21 protein-coding genes and 4 tRNA genes are annotated in these 23,848 nt (G+C 65.5%); 19 read left to right on the top strand and 6 right to left on the bottom strand.

Annotated elements, in window-relative coordinates:
- The first annotated feature begins 45 nt into the window (after positions 1-45).
- Genes purE through AC06FE_RS02075 form a run of 3 tightly spaced genes read left to right on the top strand, consistent with a single transcriptional unit; the run spans position 46 to position 2,091 of the window.
- Positions 46-549 carry a 5-(carboxyamino)imidazole ribonucleotide mutase gene (gene purE, locus AC06FE_RS02085; protein WP_192288038.1) on the top strand — a complete coding sequence of 168 codons (504 nt, stop codon included), beginning with the start codon at positions 46-48 and terminating at the stop codon, positions 547-549.
- On the top strand, positions 546-1,706 hold the full coding sequence (locus tag AC06FE_RS02080; protein ID WP_192288039.1) for a 5-(carboxyamino)imidazole ribonucleotide synthase: 1,161 nt from the start codon (positions 546-548) through the stop codon (positions 1,704-1,706). The genes purE and AC06FE_RS02080 overlap by 4 nt, the downstream gene beginning before the upstream one ends.
- A gap of 46 nt (positions 1,707-1,752) precedes the next feature.
- Positions 1,753-2,091, top strand: a complete 339-nt coding sequence (locus AC06FE_RS02075) for a carboxymuconolactone decarboxylase family protein (protein WP_132862687.1) — start codon at positions 1,753-1,755, stop codon at positions 2,089-2,091.
- A 157-nt stretch (positions 2,092-2,248) separates the two neighbouring features.
- Here the strand turns inward: AC06FE_RS02075 and AC06FE_RS02070 are convergent, their stop codons facing one another.
- Positions 2,249-2,827, bottom strand: a complete 579-nt coding sequence (locus tag AC06FE_RS02070) for a superoxide dismutase (RefSeq protein ID WP_132862688.1) — start codon at positions 2,825-2,827, stop codon at positions 2,249-2,251.
- Between the two features lie 118 nt (positions 2,828-2,945).
- Between AC06FE_RS02070 and grxD the strand changes: the two genes are divergently transcribed.
- From grxD to ppnN, 5 genes are all read left to right on the top strand, one after another.
- Positions 2,946-3,266 carry a Grx4 family monothiol glutaredoxin gene (grxD, locus tag AC06FE_RS02065; protein ID WP_132862689.1) on the top strand — a complete coding sequence of 107 codons (321 nt, stop codon included), beginning with the start codon at positions 2,946-2,948 and terminating at the stop codon, positions 3,264-3,266.
- Positions 3,263-4,006 carry an SDR family NAD(P)-dependent oxidoreductase gene (locus AC06FE_RS02060; RefSeq protein WP_192288041.1) on the top strand — a complete coding sequence of 248 codons (744 nt, stop codon included), beginning with the start codon at positions 3,263-3,265 and terminating at the stop codon, positions 4,004-4,006. Before grxD ends, AC06FE_RS02060 begins: the two co-directional genes overlap by 4 nt.
- Positions 4,003-4,596 carry a YhgN family NAAT transporter gene (locus AC06FE_RS02055; protein WP_478072105.1) on the top strand — a complete coding sequence of 198 codons (594 nt, stop codon included), beginning with the start codon at positions 4,003-4,005 and terminating at the stop codon, positions 4,594-4,596. The genes AC06FE_RS02060 and AC06FE_RS02055 overlap by 4 nt, the downstream gene beginning before the upstream one ends.
- 239 nt (positions 4,597-4,835) lie before the next feature.
- The gene (locus AC06FE_RS02050; RefSeq protein WP_478072104.1) at positions 4,836-7,994 is read left to right on the top strand and encodes a TonB-dependent receptor; all 3,159 of its coding nucleotides are present in this window, start codon (positions 4,836-4,838) and stop codon (positions 7,992-7,994) included.
- Between the two features lie 111 nt (positions 7,995-8,105).
- Positions 8,106-9,494, top strand: coding sequence for a nucleotide 5'-monophosphate nucleosidase PpnN (ppnN, locus tag AC06FE_RS02045; RefSeq protein ID WP_192288043.1), 1,389 nt, complete (start codon positions 8,106-8,108; stop codon positions 9,492-9,494).
- A gap of 6 nt (positions 9,495-9,500) precedes the next feature.
- Here ppnN and AC06FE_RS02040 read toward each other — a convergent pair whose 3' ends face one another.
- Complete coding sequence (locus AC06FE_RS02040; protein ID WP_478072103.1) at positions 9,501-10,526, bottom strand: sensor histidine kinase; 1,026 nt, start codon at positions 10,524-10,526, stop codon at positions 9,501-9,503.
- 163 nt (positions 10,527-10,689) lie between these two features.
- Between AC06FE_RS02040 and AC06FE_RS02035 the strand changes: the two genes are divergently transcribed.
- From AC06FE_RS02035 to AC06FE_RS02010, 6 genes are read left to right on the top strand one after another with little or no spacing between them, the layout of a single operon-like run.
- Positions 10,690-11,184 carry a GspH/FimT family pseudopilin gene (locus AC06FE_RS02035; protein WP_313251371.1) on the top strand — a complete coding sequence of 165 codons (495 nt, stop codon included), beginning with the start codon at positions 10,690-10,692 and terminating at the stop codon, positions 11,182-11,184.
- On the top strand, positions 11,162-11,716 hold the full coding sequence (gene pilV, locus AC06FE_RS02030; protein WP_478072102.1) for a type IV pilus modification protein PilV: 555 nt from the start codon (positions 11,162-11,164) through the stop codon (positions 11,714-11,716). Before AC06FE_RS02035 ends, pilV begins: the two co-directional genes overlap by 23 nt.
- Before the next feature lie 14 nt (positions 11,717-11,730).
- Complete coding sequence (locus tag AC06FE_RS02025) at positions 11,731-12,657, top strand: prepilin-type N-terminal cleavage/methylation domain-containing protein (RefSeq protein WP_478072101.1); 927 nt, start codon at positions 11,731-11,733, stop codon at positions 12,655-12,657.
- Entirely contained in the window at positions 12,654-13,217 is a 564-nt protein-coding gene (locus AC06FE_RS02020) for a pilus assembly PilX family protein (RefSeq protein ID WP_478072100.1), read from the top strand. Before AC06FE_RS02025 ends, AC06FE_RS02020 begins: the two co-directional genes overlap by 4 nt.
- Before the next feature lie 29 nt (positions 13,218-13,246).
- On the top strand, positions 13,247-16,843 hold the full coding sequence (locus AC06FE_RS02015; RefSeq protein ID WP_478072099.1) for a pilus assembly protein: 3,597 nt from the start codon (positions 13,247-13,249) through the stop codon (positions 16,841-16,843).
- Between the two features lie 13 nt (positions 16,844-16,856).
- The gene (locus tag AC06FE_RS02010) at positions 16,857-17,288 is read left to right on the top strand and encodes a type IV pilin protein (protein ID WP_132866047.1); all 432 of its coding nucleotides are present in this window, start codon (positions 16,857-16,859) and stop codon (positions 17,286-17,288) included.
- Between the two features lie 154 nt (positions 17,289-17,442).
- Here AC06FE_RS02010 and AC06FE_RS02005 read toward each other — a convergent pair.
- Positions 17,443-17,519: transfer RNA gene (locus tag AC06FE_RS02005), tRNA-Asn, on the bottom strand.
- A gap of 47 nt (positions 17,520-17,566) precedes the next feature.
- Positions 17,567-18,118: a GspH/FimT family pseudopilin gene (locus tag AC06FE_RS02000; RefSeq protein ID WP_478072098.1), complete on the bottom strand. Its 552-nt coding sequence runs from the start codon at positions 18,116-18,118 to the stop codon at positions 17,567-17,569.
- A 158-nt stretch (positions 18,119-18,276) separates the two neighbouring features.
- Between AC06FE_RS02000 and uvrB the strand changes: the two genes are divergently transcribed.
- The 3 genes from uvrB (at position 18,277) to AC06FE_RS01985 (ending at position 20,654) form a co-directional block, all read left to right on the top strand.
- Complete coding sequence (gene uvrB / locus AC06FE_RS01995; protein WP_478072097.1) at positions 18,277-20,292, top strand: excinuclease ABC subunit UvrB; 2,016 nt, start codon at positions 18,277-18,279, stop codon at positions 20,290-20,292.
- A gap of 96 nt (positions 20,293-20,388) precedes the next feature.
- A tRNA-Val gene (locus AC06FE_RS01990) sits at positions 20,389-20,463 on the top strand.
- Between the two features lie 116 nt (positions 20,464-20,579).
- Positions 20,580-20,654 (top strand) — tRNA-Val (locus tag AC06FE_RS01985).
- Positions 20,655-20,731: 77 nt separating this feature from the next.
- On the opposite strand, the gene AC06FE_RS01980 is transcribed toward AC06FE_RS01985, so the two are convergent.
- Both AC06FE_RS01980 and AC06FE_RS01975 read right to left on the bottom strand, forming a co-directional pair.
- Positions 20,732-21,790: a 4Fe-4S dicluster domain-containing protein gene (locus AC06FE_RS01980; protein ID WP_478072096.1), complete on the bottom strand. Its 1,059-nt coding sequence runs from the start codon at positions 21,788-21,790 to the stop codon at positions 20,732-20,734.
- Complete coding sequence (locus AC06FE_RS01975) at positions 21,787-22,077, bottom strand: hypothetical protein (protein WP_478072095.1); 291 nt, start codon at positions 22,075-22,077, stop codon at positions 21,787-21,789. The genes AC06FE_RS01980 and AC06FE_RS01975 overlap by 4 nt, the downstream gene beginning before the upstream one ends.
- A gap of 196 nt (positions 22,078-22,273) precedes the next feature.
- Here AC06FE_RS01975 and hemN point away from each other — a divergent pair, with 196 nt between their 5' ends.
- On the top strand, positions 22,274-23,683 hold the full coding sequence (hemN, locus tag AC06FE_RS01970; protein ID WP_478072094.1) for an oxygen-independent coproporphyrinogen III oxidase: 1,410 nt from the start codon (positions 22,274-22,276) through the stop codon (positions 23,681-23,683).
- A 67-nt stretch (positions 23,684-23,750) separates the two neighbouring features.
- Positions 23,751-23,837 (top strand) — tRNA-Leu (locus tag AC06FE_RS01965).
- Positions 23,838-23,848 lie beyond the last annotated feature (11 nt).

Here is a 23,848-nt window from a genome sequence, read left to right as displayed (position 1 = left end):
GCGGGGAAGACGGCTAGAATACGTCTTTGCAGCAGGTGACGGCCAATGACCCCCAACCCCTCCGAGCCGCTTGTCGGCATCGTCATGGGTTCCCGTTCCGACTGGGAAACCATGCAGCACGCAGCCCAGAAGCTTGATGCCCTGGGTGTTCCGTATGAAGTGAAGGTTGTTTCGGCGCATCGCACGCCGGATGTCCTGTTCAGCTATGCCGAACAGGCCGGAGCGCGCGGCCTGCGCGCGATCATCGCCGGTGCCGGTGGCGCGGCCCACCTGCCGGGCATGCTGGCCGCCAAGACGGTCGTGCCGGTGCTTGGCGTGCCGGTGCAGTCCAAGGCGCTGAACGGCATGGACTCGTTGCTGTCGATCGTGCAGATGCCGGCCGGCATCCCGGTGGCGACCTTCGCCATCGGCAATGCGGGGGCGTCCAATGCGGCGCTGTTCGCCGCGGCCATGCTGGCCCCGGCACAGCCGCAGATCGGCGCGGCGCTGGACGCGTTCCGCGAGCGCCAGACCCACGACGTGATGGCCGCGGACGATCCGCGTCAATGATCACGGTCGGCATTCTGGGGGGCGGGCAGCTGGCCCGCATGATGGTGCTGGAAGCTGCGCCGCTGGGCATCCGCTTCGTGGTGTTCGACCCGGCCGCCGATGCCTGCGCCGGCCAGGTGGCGCCGCTGCAGGTCGGTGCGTTCGATGACCTGGCCGCGCTGGAGGAATTTGCCGGCCGCGTGGACGTGGTCACCTTCGATTTCGAGAACGTGCCTGCCGCAAGCGCGCGCTGGTTGGCCCAGCGCAAGCCGGTGTTCCCCAACCCCGCCGCGCTGGCGGTGGCGCAGGACCGGCTGAGCGAGAAGACCCTGTTCCGGGAACTGGGCATCCCGCTGCCGCCGTTTGCCGACATTGGCAGCCGTGAGCAACTGGCGGCCAAGGTCGCCGAGTTCGGCCTGCCATGCATCCTCAAGACCCGCCGACTGGGCTACGACGGCAAGGGTCAGTTCCGCCTGCGCAGCGAGGCGGACATCGATGCCGCCTGGCAGGCGCTGGGCGCGCAGGCGGACAAGACCGGCCTGATCCTGGAAGGCTTCGTCGCCTTCGATCGCGAGGTCAGCGTGGTGGCGGTGCGCGGCCGCGACGGCGAATTCCGTGCCTGGCCGTTGACCGGCAACTGGCATGTGGATGGCGTGCTGTCGGCCAGCCTGGCGCCGGCCACCGTGTCCGCGGCCCAGCAACAGACGGCGATCAGCTATGCGCGCCGTGTCGCCGAGCGGCTGGACTATGTCGGCGTGTTCGCGCTGGAACTGTTCTGTCGTGGCGAGGAGCTGCTGGCCAACGAGATGGCCCCGCGCGTGCACAATTCCGGCCACTGGACCAGCGATGGCGCAGAGACCTCGCAGTTCCAGAACCATGTCCGGGCCGTGCTCGGCCTGCCGTTGGGCGACACCCGGGTGCTGGGCCATGCCTGCATGCTCAACTGGATCGGCCGGATGCCCGACCCGGCGCCGGTGCTGGCCGAGCCCGCCGGGCACTGGCATGACTACGGCAAGCAGCCGCGCGACGGGCGCAAGGTCGGCCACGCCAACCTGCGCGAGGATTCGACCGCGGCGCTGGCCGGTGCGCTGGAGCGCATCGGGGCCGCATTGGGCCGGCAGGCACAGGTGGCACCGGTGGTCCAGTCCCTTCGGGACGGCGGCGTAACGCCGGCGTAAGCCGGGCGGGCGTAAGGTTCTCCGGGTCCATCCCCGGAGAACCACCATGCTCGACTGGAATGCGTACCGCCGTGAACTGAAGGGCCGCATCGGCGAATTGGGCAAGCTTTCGCCCGACACCCTCAAGGGCTACCTGACCCTCAGTGGTGCCGGCGCCCAGACCAACCACCTCGACGGCAAGACCCGCGAACTGATCGCGCTGGCCGTGGCCGTCACCACCCGCTGCGACGGCTGCATCACCACGCACGTGGATGCAGCCCTGAAGCAGGGCGCCAGCCGCGAGGAGATCGCCGAGGCGCTGGGTGTGGCGGTGGCCCTCAACGCCGGCGCGGCGATGGTCTATTCGGCCCGCGTCCTGGATGCGGTCGCCGCCCACGACACCTGACCTCGGCAGGAGCAGCCTCGGCCGCGAAGCCGACGCACCCCAATGCTGCACAGGCGACGGCTCGACCTCTCCGGGCCGTGGACGGCCTCCGCGGCAAACCTGATCGTGGGGGCTCAGCCATTACAGGCCTCACGGCCGAGACCGCTCCAGCCGGTGATCAGCGCAGCTGGCTGGCCGCGAAGTCCCAGTTCACCAGCTTCCAGAACGCCTGCAGGTAGCGCAGGCGGTCGTTCTGGTAATCGGTGTAATACGCGTGTTCCCACAGGTCGCAGACCAGCAGCGGGGTGCTGTCGCCGGTCAACGGGGTATTGGCGTTGCGGGTGGTGACGACCGCCAACCGGCCATCGGCATGCTGCACCAGCCAGGCCCAGCCCGAGCCGAACACCGCCATTGCCGCACGGTTGAACTCTTCCCGCAGCTTCTGCACGTCGCCGAACTGGCGGTTGATGCGGTCGGCAAGCACCCCGTGCGGTTCCTCGCCGGCCCGGGGGTGCAGGCACTGCCAGTGGAAGCCGTGGTTCCAGGCCTGTGCCGCCGCCTCGAACAGCGCCCCCTGGCTGTTGCGGACGATCTCCTCCAGCGGCATCTCGTCCATCTCGGTGCCGGCGATGCGGGCATTGACCGCATCCACGTAGGCCTGGTGGTGGCGGCCATGGTGCAGTTCCAGCGTCTGCGCCGAAATGTGCGGTTGCAGTGCGGTGCGGGAGTAGGGCAGGTCAGGCAGTTGGACGGGCATGGAATATTTCTTTTCAGGGCAAAGGCGCCGGGAATGCGTCGGCTCGGCTTACAATCCGTGGCCACGGGAAAGTCTATCCGACCAGGACGGGCCGTTCTTTCGCAGCAGGAGAATTCGAATGCCGGTGATGGAGCAAATCCAGGCAGAGGTGGAGCAGCATCCCCTCGTCCTGTTCATGAAAGGTACGCCGCAGTACCCGATGTGCGGCTTTTCCAGCCGCGCCGTGCAGGCGCTGATGGCCGCCGGTGCCGCGCACCTGCGCACGGTCAATGTGCTGGAGTTCCCCGAAGTGCGGGCCAACCTGCCGCGCTTCTCGAACCTTCCGACCTTTCCGCAGTTCTTCATCCACGGTGAGCTGATCGGCGGCTGCGACATCATCCTGGAGCTGCTCGAATCCGGCGAGCTCAAGCGCATCGTCGCCGAGGCGGGCCAGGCGTGAGTGCCCAGCCGGAAGGTTGGGCGCAAACGGACCTGGCGGGGCGGGTCGTGCTGGTTTCCGGCGCGGCCGGTGGCCTGGGCGCGGCGGCCGCCAAGGCGTGCGCCACGGCCGGCGCCACGGTGGTGCTGCTCGGCCGCAAGTTGCCCAAGCTCAATCGTGTATACGACGCGGTGGCCCAATTGGGGCCGGAGCCGCTGCTCTACCCGCTGGACCTGGAAGGGGCGACCCCGGACGACTTCGCGGTACTGGCCGAGCGGCTGGCCACGGAGCTGGGCGGCCTGGACGGGCTGCTGCACTGCGCGGCGGACTTCCCGGGGCTGACCCCGTTCGACCTGGCCAGCCCGGCGGCGTTCTCGCGCGCCATCCACGTCAACCTGACCGCACGTGCCTGGCTCACCCAGGCCTGCCTGCCGCTGCTGCGCCAGCGTGACGACGCGGCGGTGGTGTTCAGCCTGGATGATCCGGCGCGGGTAGGGCAGGCATTCTGGGGCGGCTACGGCGTGGCCCAGTACGGCCTGCGTGGCCTGATCGACACGCTGCACCACGAGCTGCGCAATGGCCCGGTGCGTATCAGTGGCGTGCAGCCCGGGCCGATGCGGACCGCGCTGCGCGCGCGGGCCTTTATCCATGGCGAGGACACCGCCGCGCAGGATCCTTCGGCCTATGCCGCGGCCTGCGTCACGTTGCTGTCGGCCGCCGGTTCGGCCTGGCGCGGGCAGGTGCTGGACGCGGCCGGGTGACCATCCTCTCGGCGGCCCTGCTGCTGTTCCTGATCCTGGACCCGCTGGGCAACATCCCGGTATTCCTGAGCCTGCTCAAGCCCCTGGCCCCGCGTCGCCAGCGCATCGTGCTGGTGCGCGAGCTGCTGATCGCCCTGGCCGTGCTGATGGTCTTCCTGTGGGGCGGCAAGTACGCGCTGGAACTGATGCACCTGCGCCAGGAATCGGTGGCCATCGCCGGGGGCATCGTGCTGTTCTTGATCGGCATCCGCATGATCTTCCCCAAGCCGGAAGGGCTGATGGGGGCGGTGCCGGACGGCGAGCCGTTCATCGTGCCGATGGCGATCCCGTTGGTGGCCGGCCCCTCGGGCATGGCGGCGGTGATGCTGATGGGCAGCAACGAGCCCGACCGGCTGGGTGACTGGAGCCTGGCCCTGCTGCTGGCCTGGGGCGCGACCGCCGCCATCCTGATGTCGGCCACCCTGCTGTACAAGCTGCTGGGTGCCCGCGCGCTGACCGCCCTGGAGCGGCTGATGGGCATGTTGTTGGTCGCTATTTCCGTGCAAATGCTGCTCGATGGCCTGGCCACCTACCTCGGGTCACTCCAATAACCGATTGATTTGTCGGTTCTTGTCCGATCGTGTTGCCGCAGGACTGTCTTATTGCAGTCATAAACTGTCATTACCGTGTTAACCTTATCTTAACCGTTGCGGCTGAAACCGCTCCGGAAGGGACCCCCAGATTCAAGCCGATCAGGCGCCCGGTTGACCCCGGGGCTGATGGATCGCGTTTTTTTTCAATCGCCAACTCGTTTCGAGGCTACCTACCCATGAATCATCCTCGCATCCGGATGTCCAAGCTCACCCTTGGCCTCATTGCCGCCCTCGCGGCTGCTCCGGCTTTCGCACAGAGCACCTCCGCCGGCGTCGGCGGCCAGGTCACCAACACTGCCGGCCAGCCGGTCGCTGGTGCGGAAGTCACCATCACCCACGTCGAGTCGGGCACGGTCAGCCGTGCGACCACCGACGCGGCTGGTCGCTACAACGCCCGCGGCCTGCGCGTGGGTGGTCCGTACAGCGTCACCATCACCAAGTCCGGTGAAGGCACCAAGACCGAAGACGGCATCTACCTGGGCGTGAACCAGAACGGCACCGTCAACGCCGCCCTGACCGGCGACATGGCTGCCACCACCCTGGAAGCCGTGCAGGTCATGGCCGTTGCCGGTGGTTCGGAAGTGTTCAGCGCGACCAAGATGGGCACCGGCACCTCGGTGAGCCGCCAGACCATCGAAGCGCTGCCGTCGATGAACGGCAACATCCAGGACTACATGCGCCTGGATCCGCGCGTGGCCTTCGTTGACCGCGCCTCGGGCTCGATCTCGGCCGGTGGCCAGAACCCGCGTTACAACGCGGTGCGCATCGACGGCGTCAACGCCTCGGACACCTTCGGCCTGGAAGGCAACAACATGCCGACCAAGCGCCAGCCGGTCTCGATGGAAGCGCTGGAAGCAATCAACGTCGACATGTCCAGCTACGACATCACCATCACCGGCGCCACCGGCGCGGTGGTTGATGCCGTGACCAAGTCCGGTACCAACGAGTTCCATGGTTCGGTCTATGGCTACATGCGCGATGGCTCCTGGTTCGGCGACAACCCGGGCGGCGGCAAGTTCGACGGCTTCGAGGACGAGAAGACCTACGGCGTCACCTTCGGCGGCCCGATCGTCAAGGACAAGCTGTTCTTCTTCGCCAACTACGAAAAGTACGAGCAGGCTGCTCCGGGCGCCGACGTTGAAGGCAGCCCGCTGGGCAAGGGCACCATCAGCCTCGGCGACGTCGCTGAAGCGCAGAAGATCTTCCAGGAGCGCTATGGCGTCTCCGCTGGCGACTACTCCTCGGCTTCGGACACGGACCTGGAAGAGTACGCGCTGAAGCTCGACTGGAACATCAACGACGACCACCGCGCCAGCTTCCGCTACAGCAAGCTGGAGCAGAGCAAGCTGCGCGTGAACGGCTTCTCGACCACCGCTGCCTCGGTGAGCTCGTACTGGTACCAGCACGACAAGGAAATCGAGTCCTACGTCGGCCAGCTGTTCAGCGACTGGTCGGACAACTTCTCGACCGAGTTCAAGGTCAGCTACCGTGATTTCCAGGCCGTGCGTAATCCGTCGGCCAAGGGCACCCCGGCGATCAAGATCGACTTCGGCGGCATCCACAGCAGCCAGGAATACGGCAACAGCCCGTACCTGTGGCTGGGCACCGAGAGCAACACCCAGTACAACGAGCTGTACACCAAGACCTGGAACTACTTCGGCGCGGGCACCCTGACCCTGGGCGACCACGACGTGAAGTTTGGTGCCGATTTCAGCAGCAACGACATCAACAACGTCTATGCGCCGTACGTTGATGGCTACCTGGAATATTTGGGTATCGATGCGTTCCGCAACGACACCCCGGTCCAGACCATCTGGCGTGACCCGGCCACCGGCGGCGCCGAAAGCCTGGCCGCGAAGTACAAGTACGAAACCCTGGGCCTGTTCGTGCAGGACACCTGGTACGTCAACAACAACCTGACCCTGACCCTGGGCCTGCGTGCCGACAAGTACGACACCAACCATCGCCCGCAGTACAACCAGCAGGCGTCGGAGTACTTCGGCTACAACAACACCTCGATCGGCGACAACAGCTTCCTGTTCCAGCCGCGCGTTGGCTTCAACTACACCTTCGACTCGGATCGTCCGACCCAGCTGCGCGGTGGCGTTGGCCTGTTCCGTGGTGAATCGCCGCAGGTGTGGCTGGGCAACATCTTCGCCAACACCGGCATCAACTACAGCCAGACCACCGAGTACCCGATCAAGGGCACCTCGAAGGACGCACAGCAGGTCGTGAACTTCGTCTCCGACGACTTCAAGACCCCGTCGGTGTGGAAGGCCAACCTGGCGTTCGACCACGAGCTGCCGTGGTACGGCATCGTGGGTTCGGCCGAGTTCCTGTACTCCAAGGTCAAGGATGGCTTGTTCTTCAAGCGCCTGGAACTGGAGAACCCGAGCTTCGTCGGTGCCCCGGATGGTCGTGAGTTCTTCTGGAAGAGCGTCTACGGCACCACCTCCGGCTCCAAGTCGACCGGCCCGAGCTGGGCGAGCGACGCCGTGCTGCTGGACAACACCGACAAGGGCCGTACCGCCCAGTTCACCGCTTCGCTGTCCAAGCCGTTCAGCGAGCAGAGCGACTGGGCCTGGAGCCTGGGCTACACCTACACCGATGCCAAGGAAGTGGCGAGCAACACCTCGTCGGTGGCGACCTCGAACTGGAACAACAACTACATCTTCCAGGCCAACGAAGACGCCCTGGCCCGTTCGCGTTACGAAGTCCGTGACCGTATCTCCGGTGCCCTGAACTGGAAGCACAAGTTCTTCTCGGACTACGAGACCCAGGTTGGCCTGTTCTATGAAGGCCGTACCGGTCGCGCCTACAGCTGGGTGTACGCCAACGACATGAACGGTGACGGCCGTACCTTCAACGATCTGTTCTACGTGCCGAAGGGCCGTGGCGACGTGATGTTCAAGGGCGGCGCGGCCATGGAAGACGCGTTCTTCAAGTGGCTGGAGTCGAACCCGGAACTGGCACGCTATGCAGGTTCGGTCACCCCGCAGAACGCTGGCCGTGCCGGCTTCGTCAACACCTTTGACGTGCGCATCACCCAGCAGCTGCCGGGCTTCATGAAGGGCCACAAGTCGGAGATCTGGCTGGACATCCAGAACATCGGCAACATGCTGAACAAGAAGTGGGGTCGCATCTACGACTACGGCTTCTATGCTGACCAGGGCGTTGCCAACTTCATCGGCATCGACCAGGCCACCGGCAAGTACATCTACGACTTCCGCACTGCCCGCGTGGGCAACCAGTCGGCAACGGTCACCGAAGGTGCCTACGCCAACGCGGATGCCGACGGCTTCAACACCGGTGTTTCGCAGTGGTCGCTGCAGCTGGGCTTCCGCTACAAGTTCTGATCGGTTGATTGATCGGATGTAAACCGAAAACGGCCGGGGCAACCCGGCCGTTTTCCTTTTCATGGGGGCAGCGCTAAAGTCGATCGCCAATGAGAAGGAGCAGCAGTGGAAATGACCAAGAGTGAAGGGGCAGCGAGGGCGCTGCCGGTACAGGACGCGCGCATCTACCCGCGTGGCGGGCTGGACGTGCTGTCGCGGACCGAGGTGGCGCGTCTGCGCGATGCCTCCAGCGGCGGCATGCACGAGCTGCTGCGCCGCTGCGCGCTGGCGGTGCTGACCAGCGGCAGCGCTTCGGACGACCCGCGCGCCGCGCGCGACCTGTACCCGGACTTCGACATCCAGGTGACCCAGCAGGACCGCGGCGTCCGCATCGACCTGAGCAACGCGCCGGCGGCGGCCTTCGTCGACGGCGAGATCATCCGCGGCATCGCCGAGCTGCTGTTCTCGGTGGTGCGCGACCTGGCCTACATGGCCATCGAGCTGGGGCCGGAGTACGCCTCGGACCTGGAGACCACCGACGGCATCACCAACGCGGTGTTCGGCGTGCTGCGCAATGCGCGCATCCTGCAGCCGAGCGAGCCCAATCTGGTGGTCTGCTGGGGCGGCCATTCGATCTCCCGCGACGAGTACATCTACACCAAGCAGGTCGGCTACGAGCTGGGCCTGCGCGGGCTGGACATCTGCACCGGCTGCGGACCGGGCGCGATGAAGGGGCCGATGAAGGGCGCCACCATCGCCCATGCCAAGCAGCGCCGTACCAACACCCGCTACATCGGCATCACCGAGCCGGGCATCATCGCCGCCGAGTCGCCGAACCCGATCGTCAACCACCTGGTGATCATGCCGGACATCGAGAAGCGCCTGGAGGCGTTCGTCCGGCTGGGGCACGGCATCATCGTGTTCCCGGGTGGCGTGGGCACCGCCGAGGAGATCCTGTACCTGCTGGGCATCCTGCTGCGCGAGGAGAACGCCGAGCTGCCGTTCCCGTTGATCCTCAGTGGCCCGGCCATCGCGGCGCCGTACTTCGAGCAGATCGACCGCTTCATCCGCCTGACCTTGGGCGATCGCGCCGCCGAGCGCTACGAGATCATCGTTGGCGACCCGGTCGCGGTGGCGCGCAAGATGTCGCAGGGGATCAAGCGGGTGCGCGAGTTCCGCCTGGCGCACCGCGATTCGTTCTTCTACAACTGGCAGGTCGACATCCCGCTGGCCTACCAGCAGCCGTTCGTGCCCACCCACGAGGCCATGGCCGCGCTGGACCTGCACAAGGGCCGGCCGGCGCCGGACCTGGCCGCCGACCTGCGGCGCGCGTTCTCCGGCATCGTGGCCGGCAACGTGAAGGAGGAAAGCATGCGCCGCATCGAGGACTTCGGCCCATTCAGGATCCACGGCGACCCGGAGATGATGCAGGCGCTGGATGCGCTGCTGCGGGCCTTCGTGGAGCAGCGCCGCATGAAGATCTCCGGTGATTACCGGCCGTGCTACCAGGTGGTGGCCTGAGTCGTTTCAGGTCGGCAGCGTGACCAGGGTGATGTGGCGGCCGTTCTCGATGCGCGTCGCCACGTCGCCCAGGCCGCCGGTCAGGGCCTGGATGCGAGCCCGCGAGGACTCCAGTCCGAGCTTGTGGCCCGTGCGTGCCGCAGTGCTGCCGGCGGGCGGCAGGTCGTTCTCGATCAGGATGCTCAGCATGTCCCTGGCCACGTCCAGGCGGACGTGGATGTCGCCTCCGGACGGGGAGGGCTCGACGCCATGGCGTATCGCGTTCTCGATCAGGGGCTGGATCGACAGCGTGGGAACCGCGCGACCCGGCAGCGGTTCGGGGAGATCCCAGTGGATGCGCATGCGGTCACCGAAGCGCAACCCCTCGATCTCGGCGTAGCGCCGGGACAGTGCGATTTCCTCGCTGAGCGGGATGGCCCGGGGGCCGGCGAGGGCCGCGCGGAACAGGTCGGCCAGGTCCAGCAGCAGCCGTTCGGCGTCTTCCGGGCGCTGGTGGACGAGTGCCGCGCCCGTGTTGAGCGTGTTGAACAGGAAGTGGGGGCGGATGCGGGCCTGCAGCGCTTCCAGTTCAGCCTGTTTGGCGCGGACCGCGAGTTGGCGCAGTCGCCAATGGCTGTGGAAGGCGACGAGTGCCAGCAGGCCCACCAGCAGGGCCAGGGTGGTGAGTTTCACGGCAAAAACAGGCCAGCCTTCGGCCGGTACCAGCCAGGTGTCGTGCAGTACCGCCCATGCCAATGCGGTAACCAGCCATGTGCTGCATAGCAGGGCTGCCAGGGCGACCGCCGCGATCCGTGTCGGGCTGACGCGGAGCAGGTGGCGCCTTGCCAGGTACAACATCGCCAGAGAGGCGAGGGCGACCCATTGGATGGTGAACGAGGCCAGCCCGAAGTAGGTCAGCAGGTCCACCCGCGCGCTCTGTGACAGGGTCAGCAGGGCGGCCAGCGCCTCGCCGGTCAGCATGATCCGGGTGATGGTCTGGGCCTGCGAGAGGGGGTCCAGCGGGTTCAGTGCTGCCTGAGGGGATGCGGGCATGCCGTGCCAGATTCCAGGAGGGGCGGTGGGGGTTGCCATTCATGCGATGGATCGGCCCGTTCGTCCCCCAGACGTTGAAGCGGGGCGTGGCCGGTCATTAGAGTAAGTCGTCCAAATGGGGAAGGATATGCCCAGCAATCTTCAAGCTACCGGCCGAAGGCCTATGCGCCTGCGCGCGCGGGGCTTCAGCCTGGTCGAGTTGATCGTCACCGTGGCCATTGCCGCGATCCTGGCGGCCATCGCGGTGCCGTCATTTCGTTCGGTGATCAACGCCAACCGTCTGACCTCACAGTCCAATGATCTGGTGGCCTCGCTGCAGTTGGCCCGCAGCGAAGCCATCAAGCGCAATGCCCAGGTTTCGGTATGTGGCAGCGCCGATGGTGCGACATGTGGCGGGGGCTGGGACAGTTGGCTGACCGTGATCGAGTCCGACAGCACCGTGCTGCACGTGGGCACCTCAAAGGCGCCGGTCGAGGTCAGTTCCGATGTGGCCCGGTTCACCTTCCGTCCCGATGGCCTGTCCAGCACGGCCGTCAACAGTGCCGTCACCTTTTGTATTCCGACCGGTAGCCCGGCGGACAACCAACGTACCGTCACCCTGACATCGGCCGCACGCGTCAACAGCAGCCGGGTCGATGGTGGCGGCGCATGTCCTTGAGACGGGAGCTCCACAGATGAGAACCGCAGCAATCCACGGGCGGATTGGCTCTTCGAAGCGTCGGCAGGTGGGCGTGAGCCTTATCGAGGTAATGGTTTCGGTCCTGGTGCTGGGCGTGGCCCTGCTGGGCATCGCTGCCATGCAGGCCACCGCATTGCGGAACGGGCAGAGTTCGCTGGAGCGCAGCCAGGTCGTCGCCTATTCCTACTCGGTCATCGATGCAATGCGGGCCAACCGGCAGGAGGCCTTGGCCGGCGCATACAACACCGGTGGCATGGAGTGCTCGGTGCCCGACGGCGGGACCCTGGCGCAGAACGATGTGAGTCGCTGGATCGAATCGCTGAAGAACGGCATGGCCGGTTCCGACGACGACGAGTCCGTCTGCGGGCAGATCGCCTGCGCGGCCGAGGTATGCACGGTCACCGTGCAATGGGATGACACCCGCGGCAGCAAGGGTAATGCGGCGGCTGACAACGCCGACAACGTGGAGGGGGGCGCCGAGCGCCAGGTGCAGACGGTGGTCAGGCTATGAGTGGCATACGTGCAATGAAGAAGATGCAGTCGCGGTCGGGGATGGCCGGCATGACGCTGATCGAGCTGATGATCTCGCTGATCATCGGCCTGGTCGTGCTCGGTGCGGTGGCAATGATCTTCCTCTCCAGCCAGCAGGCGTATCGGACCACCGATGGGCTGGGCAAGGTGCAGGAGAACATGCAGTTCGGATTCGAGATGATGGCCCGGGACATCCGCGAGGCCGGCGGCAACCCGTGCGACATCGATCTGCCGGTCGCCAATGTGGCTGACCTTGGCGGGACGAACTGGTGGAGCACCTGGTCGCAGCCGGTGCGTGGCTACGACAATGGTTCGCTGTCCGGCTCCACCGCCGGGACCGACGCGCTGCAGCTGCTGCTCGTCGGCTCGGATATCGCCAATGTCAGCGCACATGCGGGCACGACCTTCACCGTCGACAACGGCAGCAGGTTTGCGGCCAATGACGTGCTGATGGTCTGCGATACCAAGCAGCTGGCGGTGTTCCGGGCGGGCGCGACCGGTGCGACCAGCGTGAGCCATTCGAACGGTGGCAACTGCAGCAACAGCCTCAATGTGCTACCTGCGCCGTGCAACGCGTCCGCACCTGCGTACATCTACCCGCGCAATTCCGTGATCAGCAGGCTCAATGGCGTGCGCTGGTTCGTGGCTGACAACGGCCGCGGTGGCCGTTCGTTGTTCCGCGTGCTCAATGGTGCTGCCCGCGAGGAAATGGTTGAAGGTGTCAACGACATGCAGTTGGCGTTTCTGCAGGATCCGGCGACGACCGACTACGTCGGCGCCGGCGCGGTGGCGGGCTGGCAGGACGTGACGTCGATACGGATCACTTTCACCGTCAACAGCGACAGCGCGGTGGGGACGGGCAACACGCCGTTGTCGCGCCAGCTTGAGTACGTGGTCACCCTGAGGAGTCGTGCGCAATGAACATCAACAAGCGCGTGCGCGGGTACGCGGTGCGGCAGGGGGGGGCAAGCCTGCTGGTGGTCCTGATCATCCTGATCGTCATCACCCTGATCGGGCTGGCGAGCATCCGCGGCACGCTGCTGCGCGAGCGTATGAGCGGCAACATGTATGACCGCAGCCTGGCCTTCCAGTCCGCCGAATCGGCATTGCGCGAGGCGGAGGTCGCCGTCCGGGCGGCAGTCGTGGCGGGCAGCACGATCGGCGTGGACTGCAGCAGTCCGGCCACGGCGTGCCCCATTCCGCCGGCCAACACCTACAGCGGCGGCGGGGCGGGCTGGATCAACGGTACGGCCACGCAGACGCTGGCGGCGGGGCGCCCGCAGTACTACGTCCAATACCTCGGCCAACGCGAAAGCACGGACGAGCTGCAGCAGAACCAGAGCGCCAACGCCAACCAGTACGGTGGCGGTGGTGGCGTGACGCTCGAGTCGTTCTACCGCATCGTCGCCCGTAGCCATGATCCGGCCGCCGTCACGGATCGCGCGGTTGTGGTCCTGCAATCCAACATCACGGTCAAGTAAGTACCGTCGTCCTGGGACTCTGAAAGATCATGAAAACGACATCCATCGAAACAATCGTCCAGCCGCGTTCGTTGAGCAGTCGATTTGGCGCTTTCGCCATCGGCCTGTTCGCCGCCTTGTGCTCGGCCCAGGCGCCGGCCGTGGAGATCGCCCAGTCACCGATGTACGTGGGCAGCGACGTGCCAGGCAACCTGGTGCTGGTGCCGTCGGTGGAATATCCAACCCTGATCAGCCAGGCGAACATCGGCAACTACGACACGTCGCGCCGGTATTCGGGTTACTTCGATCCGGCCAAGTGCTATCTGTACAACTACAGTGCCACCGAGACGGACCGCTACTTCTATCCTGTGGGTGCGGCGGTTTCGTTCAATTGCGCCACTGCAAAGCAGTGGAGCGGCAATTACATGAACTGGGCGGCCACCCAGACCATCGACCCGTTCCGCTCCGGGCTTACCGGTGGGTACCGCGTGGTGGATACCCCGACCACGACGGTTCTGGAGAAGGCGCGCCACCACGGCTCGGGTCTGTATCCGGACCGCACCATCCCCGCGTCGTCCACCAATGCCACCCTGGTCAACAACCTGACCGGTGCGCAGTGGAACAGCCTGAAGATCCGCATCGCAGGGCTGGGCAACAAGATGCGCTTCACTTCCAGCGGCGATCTCGGTGCCACTCCGGTGCCTTACAACCCGGCGGTGCATACCCTCACCACGGGGAAGAATGGTGATGCCGGCACCGTCTATGAAGTCAGTGTGCGCGTGAAGGTCTGCGATGCGAGCGTGGGCGTGGAGAGTAATTGCGTCCAGTACTCGCAGGGCTGGAAGCCTGAAGGCCTGATCCAGGAGTACTCCAAGCGCATCCGCTACAGCATCTTCGGCTTCCTCAACGAGTCGGGGAATACCCGGAATGGCGGCGTGATGCGTGCGCGCCAGAAGTTCGTCGGCCCCAACAGCTACTACCCGGAAGTCGGCACGCTGGTGAACGCGAACGCCGAATGGGATTCCACCACGGGCGTGCTGCGCCGTAATCCCGACCCGGACGATGCAAGTGCCACCGCAACCACCGGCATCCAGGACAGCGGCGTCATCAATTATCTGAACAAGTTCGGCCAGATGACGACGGCTTCGCCGAAGAGCAATGACCCGGTGAGCGAGCTGTACTACGCGGCGCTGCGTTACTTCCGTGGGCAGGGCAACATCGATGCCTATACCCGGAACATCAACTACACCTACGCCGACGGTTTCCCGGTCATCACCGATTGGGATGATCCGATCCGGTACTCCTGCCAGGTGAACGCGGCGTTGGGCATCGGTGACGTGAACACCCACGAAGACCGCGATATTCCCAATACGCCGGACAAGGACTACGACCTGGCAGTCAAGTACACGCAGAAGATCTTTGACCTGGAAGGTATTACCACCAAGGCCAATGCCTCCAGTTTCAGTGGTCGTGGCAACTCGGCCTTCATCGCCGGCCTGGCGTACTACGCCAATACGAACGACATCCGTCCGGATGACCTGGCCAAGCCCAACACCACCGGGAAGCAGACGCTCTCGACCTATTGGGTGGACGTGCGCGAGAACCAGATCCTGGAGCCGAAGACCGCCAACCAGTACTGGCTGACTGCCAAATACGGTGGCTTCGACGTGCCGCTGGGTTTCGATCCGCTGACGACCAAGGCGTTGCAGGAGTCGTGGTGGCATACGAATACCGACTACCTGACCAGTGGTTCAGGTGGCGGCGTGACGAGCACCGTCAACAGCTACCCGCGTCCGGACAACTTCTACGTGGCCAGCGAGGCCGACAAGATGGTGGCCAGCCTGCGCCAGGCCTTCGAGTCGATCGCCAAGAAGGCGGAGGGCTCGGCGAGCTCGTTCGCCAGCAACTCGACGAAGCTGGATGCCGGTGCACGCACGTTCCAGGCGCAGTTCGTCACCGGCCAGAATCGCGAGTGGGCGGGGCGCCTGTATGCGTATGACGTCAATGCCACCACTGGTGCGCTGACGCAGGCCTGGTCCGCTGCCGACCAGTTCCCGGTCTGGGGGCCGACCAACGCCACCACCAACGCGCGCAAGATCTTCTACAACAATGGTGGATCGCTTGCCGCGTTCCAAGGTTCGGTCAACGGCCTGTCCGCGGCGGTGGTGAACTATCTGCGCGGTGATCGTTCCGGTGAGAAGAGCAATGGCGGGACTTTCCGTAACCGCCTGAGCCTGCTGGGCGACATCGTGAATTCGCAGCCGGTGTATGTGGGCGCGCCCAACAGCCGTCTGTACATGAAGAGCACCTTCGCCGGTTCCAGCAACTACGCATCGTTTGCTTCCGTCCAGGCCACACGTACTCCGGTGGTGTATGTGGGGGCCAACGACGGCATGCTGCATGCGTTCAATGCGAGCAGTGGCAAGGAGCTGTTTGCCTTCGTTCCCACCGAAGGCATGGCCAAGCTCAGTGGTGCGTTGAAGTACACCGACCCGGCCTACGAGCACACTTATACGGTTGACGGTGCCATGACCGCGGCGGACTGGTATGACGGTGCGAACTGGCGTACCGCGCTGGTCGGCACCATGGGGCGTGGCGGCAAGACCGTCTTCGCGCTGGACGTGACCAACCCGGCGTCGCCCACCCTGATGTGGGAAGTGAACGATGCAGCGTTGGGCAACAACCTGGGCCAGCCGATCGTTTCGCAGGTGGCTGACGGACAGTGGAAGGTGTTGCTGGGCAACGGCCCGAACAGCAGTGACGGGATCGCCAAGCTGGTGGTGATCAACATGTCCAACGGGAGCATGTCCACCATTTCCACGGCGACTGGCAGCGACAATGGCCTGTCCGGCATCAACGCCTGGTCCGCTGCAGGCAACGGCCTGGTCGATACCGTGTATGCCGGTGACCTCAAGGGCAACATGTGGCGCTTCAAGCTGTCGACGGGAACCGCCAGCCTGTTGTTTGCGGCAGGGGCCACCAAGCCCATCACGGCGGCCCCGTTGGTCGCGGTGAACCCCAAGACCCTGCAGACCTGGGTGTTCTACGGTACGGGCCGTTACCTGAATTCGGCGGACCGCGCGAACAAGAACGTGCAGACCTGGTATGGCCTGATCGACAAGGGTTCGACCATTTCCGGAGCGGGCGGCCTGAAGCAGGTGAGCGTCCTCAACGAAGGCAAGGTCGGCGGCTACGACGTGCGTGTCATCGAGCGCGTGGCCACGACGGGTGAGGACGGCTGGTACATGAACCTGCTTCCGTCCTCGGGTACTGCGGCAGGTGAGCGCATGGTGGTGCCGAACTTCTTCCAGGGCCTGACCCTGATCGGCACCACGCGCATCCCGGATTCAGCGGATGTGTGCAGCCCGACCGGCAAGGGCTATACGATGGCGATCGATCCGTTCACGGGTGGGCGCCTGTCCGGCGGCTTCTTCGATGCCAACGGCGATGGCGTGATCGACAGCAAGGACTCGCTGGATGGCGTGCCGGTATCGGGCATCGGTTACGGCAGCAGCCCGAACAATCCGATCTTCATCGGTGACAACATGTATACCAGTCTTGACGATGGCACCTACGACAAGACCAAGACCAATACCAACAACGGCAACATCAAGCGCGTTTCCTGGCGCGAACTGATCGGGAACTAAGGGAGTGAACAAGATGGTTCGTGCACAACGGGGGGCGGTGCTTGCAGGTAGGGGCCGGGCGGCGGGTTTCACGCTGGTCGAGTTGATGATCGTGGTCGCGGTGATCGCGATCCTGTCAGCCATCGTCTATCCCAACTACCGGGAGTACGTGGTCAAGGCGCGTCGTACGGCCGTGGCAGGCTGCCTGCAGCAGCATGCGCAGACGATGGAGCGTTACTACACAACCAATCTGACGTATGTCGGTGCACCGGCTCCGCGTTGTGACGCGGACTTGGCGGCGTTCTACCAGGTAGGCTTCCAGGGAGGGGATCCGACCGCGCGTGCCTACATCCTGCAGGCGGTGCCGACGTCGAGCCAGAAGGATCCCAAGTGCGGGACGTTGACGGTCAATGCGCAAGGGGTGCGCACGAAGAGCGGAACGGCGACGGTTGCTGATTGCTGGTGATGCGCCGGACGATTCCCCAAAAAGCCCGCCGGAACCGGCGGGTTTTTTTGTTGCAGGAAACGGTGCCCTTGCGTCGGGAAGCATGGCGTCCATTTCTCGCAGACGCAGGAACGATAAAGCCCGCCTTGCGGCGGGCTTTATCGCTTTCTTGATCTGGCGCCCGAAGTTGGACTCGAACCAACGACCCCCTGATTAACAGTCAAGTGCTCTAACCGGCTGAGCTATTCGGGCGGGGACGCGCATTCTACTCAGCACGGCCCGACCGCGCAACTCCCCGTTCAGGGCGGGCAGGTTGCTCCCTCGATGATCCGTCCATTGCGGACGCGCCCACTGTTGTTGACGACCACCTGCCTGAGCAGCTGGCCTCTGGTGGTGCAGATCGAAAGGGTCAGGTTGGAGCCCGCATTGCCGCCGTCGGGGAGGTAGCGGACCCGACTCCGACCAGCGCTGCTCCTCAGGTTCAGGGTTGCTGGCGCGGGCTGTCTGCCAGTCCGGATGATGTCGGTGGGAAGGTCTGGCTGCCCGTTGCCGTCAGGATCGGTGAAGACCAGCCAGATCTCCGCCCAGTTTCGGGTTGTCGTGCACTGCTTCCCGTTCACGGAGGGGCATAGCAGGGTGGGTTTGCGCTGCCAGATCGCAGTCTGGCGGGCCAGATGCAGATGCCCCACCAAGGCATTCTGCAACGCCGTTGCCCGGGAATGACGAAGTTGCCCGCTCATTGCCGGCGCGGCGAGCGCTGCCAACAAGGAGGCCACGACAATGCATGCGAGTGTTTCGATCTGGGAAAAGCCCCTGCTGGCGGGGTGGCTGACACGTCGTTGACCCATCATGGGGCGGGGCTTCCGTGCTGATCGGGTCGTCCCATGCTGCATGGGTGTGCGTGTGCCGGGACTCGGGGGAGCTGGCCCCTGAACTTGAGGTTAGTCCCTGCCGGGTCGTCATCACGGCGCTCGCTATACTGGGCAGTCCACGCAGGCAAGGCCTCCCCATGTCCGACAGCTTCCAGCTCGTATCGCCTTACGCTCCGGCCGGTGACCAGCCTGCCGCCATCGAGAAGCTGGTGGCCAATTTCGAAGCGGGCATCGCCAAGCAGACGCTGCTGGGCGTGACCGGCTCGGGCAAGACCTACACCATCGCCAACGTCGTGCAGCAGATCCAGCGGCCGACGCTGGTGATGGCGCCGAACAAGACCCTGGCCGCGCAGTTGTACGGCGAGTTCAAGGCGTTCTTCCCGCACAACGCGGTGGAGTACTTCGTCAGCTATTACGACTACTACCAGCCGGAGGCCTACGTGCCGGCCTCGGACACCTTCATCGAGAAGGACAGTTCGATCAACGAGCACATCGAGCAGATGCGCCTGGCCGCGACCAAGACGCTGCTGTCGCGACCGGACGCGATCGTGGTGGCCACCGTTTCGGCGATCTATGGCCTGGGTGCGCCCGAGGACTACCTGTCTTTGCGCCTGATCCTGTCCAAGGGCGAGCGCATCGACCAGCGTGACCTGATCAAGCATCTCACCCAGTTGCAATACACCCGCAATGAGTACGAACTGCAGCGCGGTACCTTCCGCGTGCGCGGTGAGGTGATCGACGTGTTCCCGGCCGAACTGGACAGCGAGGCGGTGCGCATCGAGCTGTTCGACGGCGAGATCGAGCAACTGAGCATGTTCGACCCGCTCACCGGGGAAAGCCTGCGCAGGATGCAGCGCTACACCATCTACCCCAAGACGCATTACGCGACCACGCGCGAGCGCGTGCTGGCGGCGATCGAGACCATCAAGGTCGAGCTGAAGGAGCGGCTGGAGCTGCTGTACGTGCAGAACAAGCTGGTCGAAGCGCAGCGCCTGGCGCAGCGCACCCAGTTCGACCTGGAGATGATGGCCGAGGTCGGCTACTGCAACGGCATCGAGAACTACTCCCGCCACCTCACCGGCAAGGCTGCCGGCGAGCCGCCGCCGACCCTGTTCGACTACCTGCCGGCCGACGCGTTGCTGGTCATCGACGAATCGCACGTCACCATTCCGCAGATCGGCGCGATGTACAAGGGCGACCGCTCGCGCAAGGAAACGCTGGTGGAGTTCGGCTTCCGCCTACCCTCGGCGCTGGACAACCGCCCGCTGCGGTTCGAGGAATGGGAGGCGCGCTCGCCGCGCAGCATCTACGTGTCGGCCACGCCGGGTCCGTACGAGCTGCGCGAATCCGGCGAGGAGATCACCGAGCTGGTGGTGCGCCCGACCGGCCTGATCGATCCGCAGGTGGAGATCCGCCCGGTCGGCACCCAGGTCGATGACCTGATGTCCGAGTGCAATGCGCGCATCAAGATGGGCGACCGCGTGCTGGTCACCACGCTGACCAAGCGCATGGCCGAGAACCTCACCGAGTACCTGGGCGAGCACGGCATCCGCGTACGCTACCTGCACTCGGACGTGGACACGGTGGAGCGGGTGGAGATCATCCGCGACCTGCGCCTGGGCAAGTTCGACGTGCTGGTCGGCATCAACCTGCTGCGCGAGGGCCTGGACATGCCGGAAGTATCGCTGGTGGCGATCCTGGACGCGGACAAGGAGGGCTTCCTGCGCTCGACCGGTTCGTTGATCCAGACCATCGGCCGTGCCGCCCGCAACGTGCGCGGCAAGGCGATCCTGTACGCCGACAAGATGACCCGCTCGATGCAGGCGGCCATCGACGAGACCGACCGTCGCCGGCAGAAGCAGGTGGAGTACAACGAGTTGCACGGCATCGTGCCCCGGTCGGTGGCGCGGCCCATCGTGGACATCCTGGAAGGGGCGCACGAGGAGGGGTCGGCCAAGTCCAGCGTCAAGGGCAAGGGGCGTCGCGTGGCCGAGCCGGAGGCCGACTACCTGCCAATGGACCCGGGCAAACTGGCGGCGCGGATCAAGGAGCTGGAACAGAAGATGTACCAGCATGCCCGCGACCTGGAGTTCGAGGACGCGGCCCGGGTGCGCGACCAGATCCACAAGCTCAAGGAGGCCAATCTGGGCTGAGGTGGCCAGCGTGAAGATTTTTGCAGAAAACGGTTGTCCAACCGGGCCGGGTTGGTTAAGATACGCGCCCTCGCAACGGTGAATTGTTGCAGCGACGGGCGGTTAGCTCAGCGGTAGAGCACTACCTTGACATGGTAGGGGTCACAGGTTCGAACCCTGTACCGCCCACCACTCCCCGGAATCGGGTCGAGTGGACATCCAAAAAGGCCGGCCATCGGGTCGGCCTTTTTGTTGAAGTAGTACCCCGGTGCGGGCAGCACCACCGCAATGCACGCGTGTTGCGACAGGGGCGGTTAGCTCAGCGGTAGAGCACTACCTTGACATGGTAGGGGTCACAGGTTCGAACCCTGTACCGCCCACCACTCCCCGCAGCGGGGGTGGAAACAGAAAAGCCGGCCCAGGGCCGGCTTTTTCGTGTCTGCCCTCCAGGAGGGGGGGCTCAGTACGGCGCCCCGGCGGTAACGATCGTCAGTACCAGCGCCACCAGCATGGCGGCCGTGAACAGCAGGGGTTTGATGCGCAGCGCGGGCGGGGGCTGCCCGCCGTCCGGTTCCGGCGCCATGCGTCGGATCAGGCCTTCGGGGAAATGCTGGAGCACCATCGCCTCGTCGCAGGCGTCTTCGCAGGCGCCGCATTCGATGCAATGGCTGGAATGGCCATTGCGGATATCCAGCCGGATCGGGCACGCCTGCAGGCAGGCCCCGCAATCGGTGCAGTCGCCCAGGTGCTCGGGGTTGAACTTGGGCAAGGCGCCGGCAATGGCTGGATGGGCGGCACGAAACACGTAGTCGTTGGCGGTGACCGGGTCGAGCAGCCCGCGCGAGCGATGCAGCACGCTCGGACCGCCGTGTGGGCGTGGGCCGCGCGGCTCGCCGCGCGCGGCGATGTAGCGGACGGTGGGCGTGCGTGCATCGGTGATCAGGTGCTGCACGCGGCTGTAGGGGCACAGGTGGCTGCAGACCTGTTCATGCAGGTAGACCACGTTGGCCCAGGTGGCCAATGCGTAGAAGACGATCCAGAAGCCTTCCCACATGCCCAGCGAAAAATGCGTCAGGTCATGGATCAGGCCGCCGATGGGGCTGAAGTAGCCGACGAAGCTGATGCCGGTCCACAGCGCGATGGCGGCCCATAGCACGTGCCGCAGCGCCGGCCCGAAGCGGGCGGCCGGGCCATCGAAGGCGGTGAGCTGGTCGAGCTTGCGGAATACCCGGGTCAGCACGGTCTGCGGACAGACATGGCTGCACCACAGCCGGCCGCACATCACCGTGACCAGGCACAGCAATGCGGCGGCCGCGGTGACCAGCCAGAACAGGGGCAGGGCGTTCTCCGGCTGCAGGCTGTACCCGAACAGATGGAACCGCCGCGCCGACAGGTCCAGCAGCAGGATCGGCTGGCCATCCAGCCGCAGCCACGGCAGCAGGTAGAACGCGGCCAGCAGCGCCAGCGCGACGGCCGTGCGCAGCGCGGTGCGGGCGCGCTTGCCTTGCGACAGGCTCATTCGAAGGCGCTTCCGTCGTCGGCATCCCTGCGCGGGCGCAGCAACAACGCGGTGACGGCGCTGGCCGAGGCGGTGGCCAGCCACAGCAGCAGGAAGCCGATGGTGTAGCCCAGTTCGCGGCTGATGCCGTGCTGCGGCAGGCTGATGGCGGCCAGTTTCAGGGGGTCGACCACCGAGAAGAACAGCGCAGCGGCGACCACGGCGGCGAAGAAGCTGGGCCAGAGCACCGCGCCAAGTTGCTGTGCGGCGGGGCGTAATGAAGACGGCGCAGGGTCGATGTCGTTCATGGGTTCCGGAGGGAGGAGCGGGGCCGGTGCCGCGCGCCCGTGGGGGAGGCGGGTACGCGATGGATGGGCGCAATGACGAGGACCGCAGCCTAGAAGGCGATCGCGCCGAAGGCCTTGATCTGGATCAAGCCATGGGCCGCGGCCGGATTGATCTGGCTCAAGGCGCGGCCAGCCCGGCTGGCAGATCCTTGGCGCCATGGACACGAATCCCGTACTGCTGAACCCGCTGGGCTGGACCTTCGACCCGGAGCTGCTGCGCCGGCATGATCGCCCCGGGCCGCGCTACACCTCCTATCCCACGGCGCCGCACTTTCATGACGGCTACGGCCAATCGCAGCTGCAGGCCGCCATCGCGCGCAGCAATACCTCGGCGCGGCCGCTCTCGCTCTACGTGCATGTCCCGTACTGCACCAGCCCCTGCTTCTACTGCGGCTGCAACCGGGTGATCAGCCGTGACCGCAGCAAGGGCGAGCACTACGTGGACCAGGTGCTGCGCGAGGCGGACCGCGCCGCGCCGTTGTTCGACCCGGCCCGCGAAGTCATCCAGCTGCACCTCGGCGGCGGAACGCCCAACTTCCTGGAGCCGGCGCAGCTGCGGCGGCTGCTGGAAGGGCTGGGAAGGCGCTTTCGTTTCAGCCCGCGCGCCGAGCGTGATTTCTCCATCGAACTGGACCCCCGTTCGGTCAGCGTGGCCGATATCGCCGGACTGGCGGCGCTGGGCTTCAACCGCGCCAGCCTTGGCGTGCAGGACTTCGATCCGGACGTGCAGCACGCCATCAACCGCGTGCAGGGCGTCGATGACACGATGGCCATCCTCCAGGCCTGCCGCGACAGCGGCATGCGCTCGGTCAACGTGGACCTGATCTACGGCCTGCCGAAGCAGACGCTGGCCGGCTTCGGGCGCACGCTCGACACCGTGATGGCCGTGCGTCCGGATCGCCTGGCGATCTATGGCTACGCGCACCTGCCGCACATGTTCAAGGCGCAGCGCCAGATCCTCGATGCCGACCTCCCCGATCCGGACCAGAAGCTGGCCCTGCTGGGGCTGGCGGTGGAACGGCTGTCGGCGGCCGGTTACCAGTACATCGGCATGGATCATTTCGCCCTGCCGGAAGAGGATCTCGCGCGCGCCCAGCGGGCGGGCAGCCTGCATCGCAATTTCATGGGCTACACCACGCACGCCGACACTGACCTGCTGGGGCTCGGGGTGAGCGCCATCAGCCGCATCGACAACAGCTACAGCCAGAACCCGCGTGATCTCAAGGACTGGGAGGCGCGCCTGGAAGCGGGTGGCTTGCCGGTCTGGCGTGGCCTGGAACTGGATGCCGATGATGTGCTGCGCGCGGCGCTGATCCAGGAGCTGATGTGCCATGGCCGGGTGGACGGACGTGTATTGGGCCGTCGCCATGGCGTGGACTTCGACCACTACTTCGCCGACGAGCTGCAGGCGCTGCGCCGCCTGGAGCAGGACGGGCTGGCCAGTTGCCGGGATGGCGTGGTGGCCACCACGCGGCAGGGGCGCCCCCTGCTGCGCCTGATCGCGATGTGCTTTGACCGTTACCTGAAGGCGCCCCAGCAACCGGCCCGCTATTCACGCGCGATCTGATGCCGGTGCCGCCCGCCGCGCCGGCTGCAATTCACAATTGCGGCCGGATCAGGCACGCTATCGCGATGCCCGGGTGGCGAAACTGGTAGACGCAAGGGACTTAAAATCCCTCAGCTGAAAGGCTATGCGGGTTCGATCCCCGCCCCGGGCACCACCTTCGTATTG

The organism is Stenotrophomonas sp. Steno-C18, from assembly GCF_056393195.1.
This window is presented reverse-complemented; position numbering and strand designations above follow the sequence as displayed.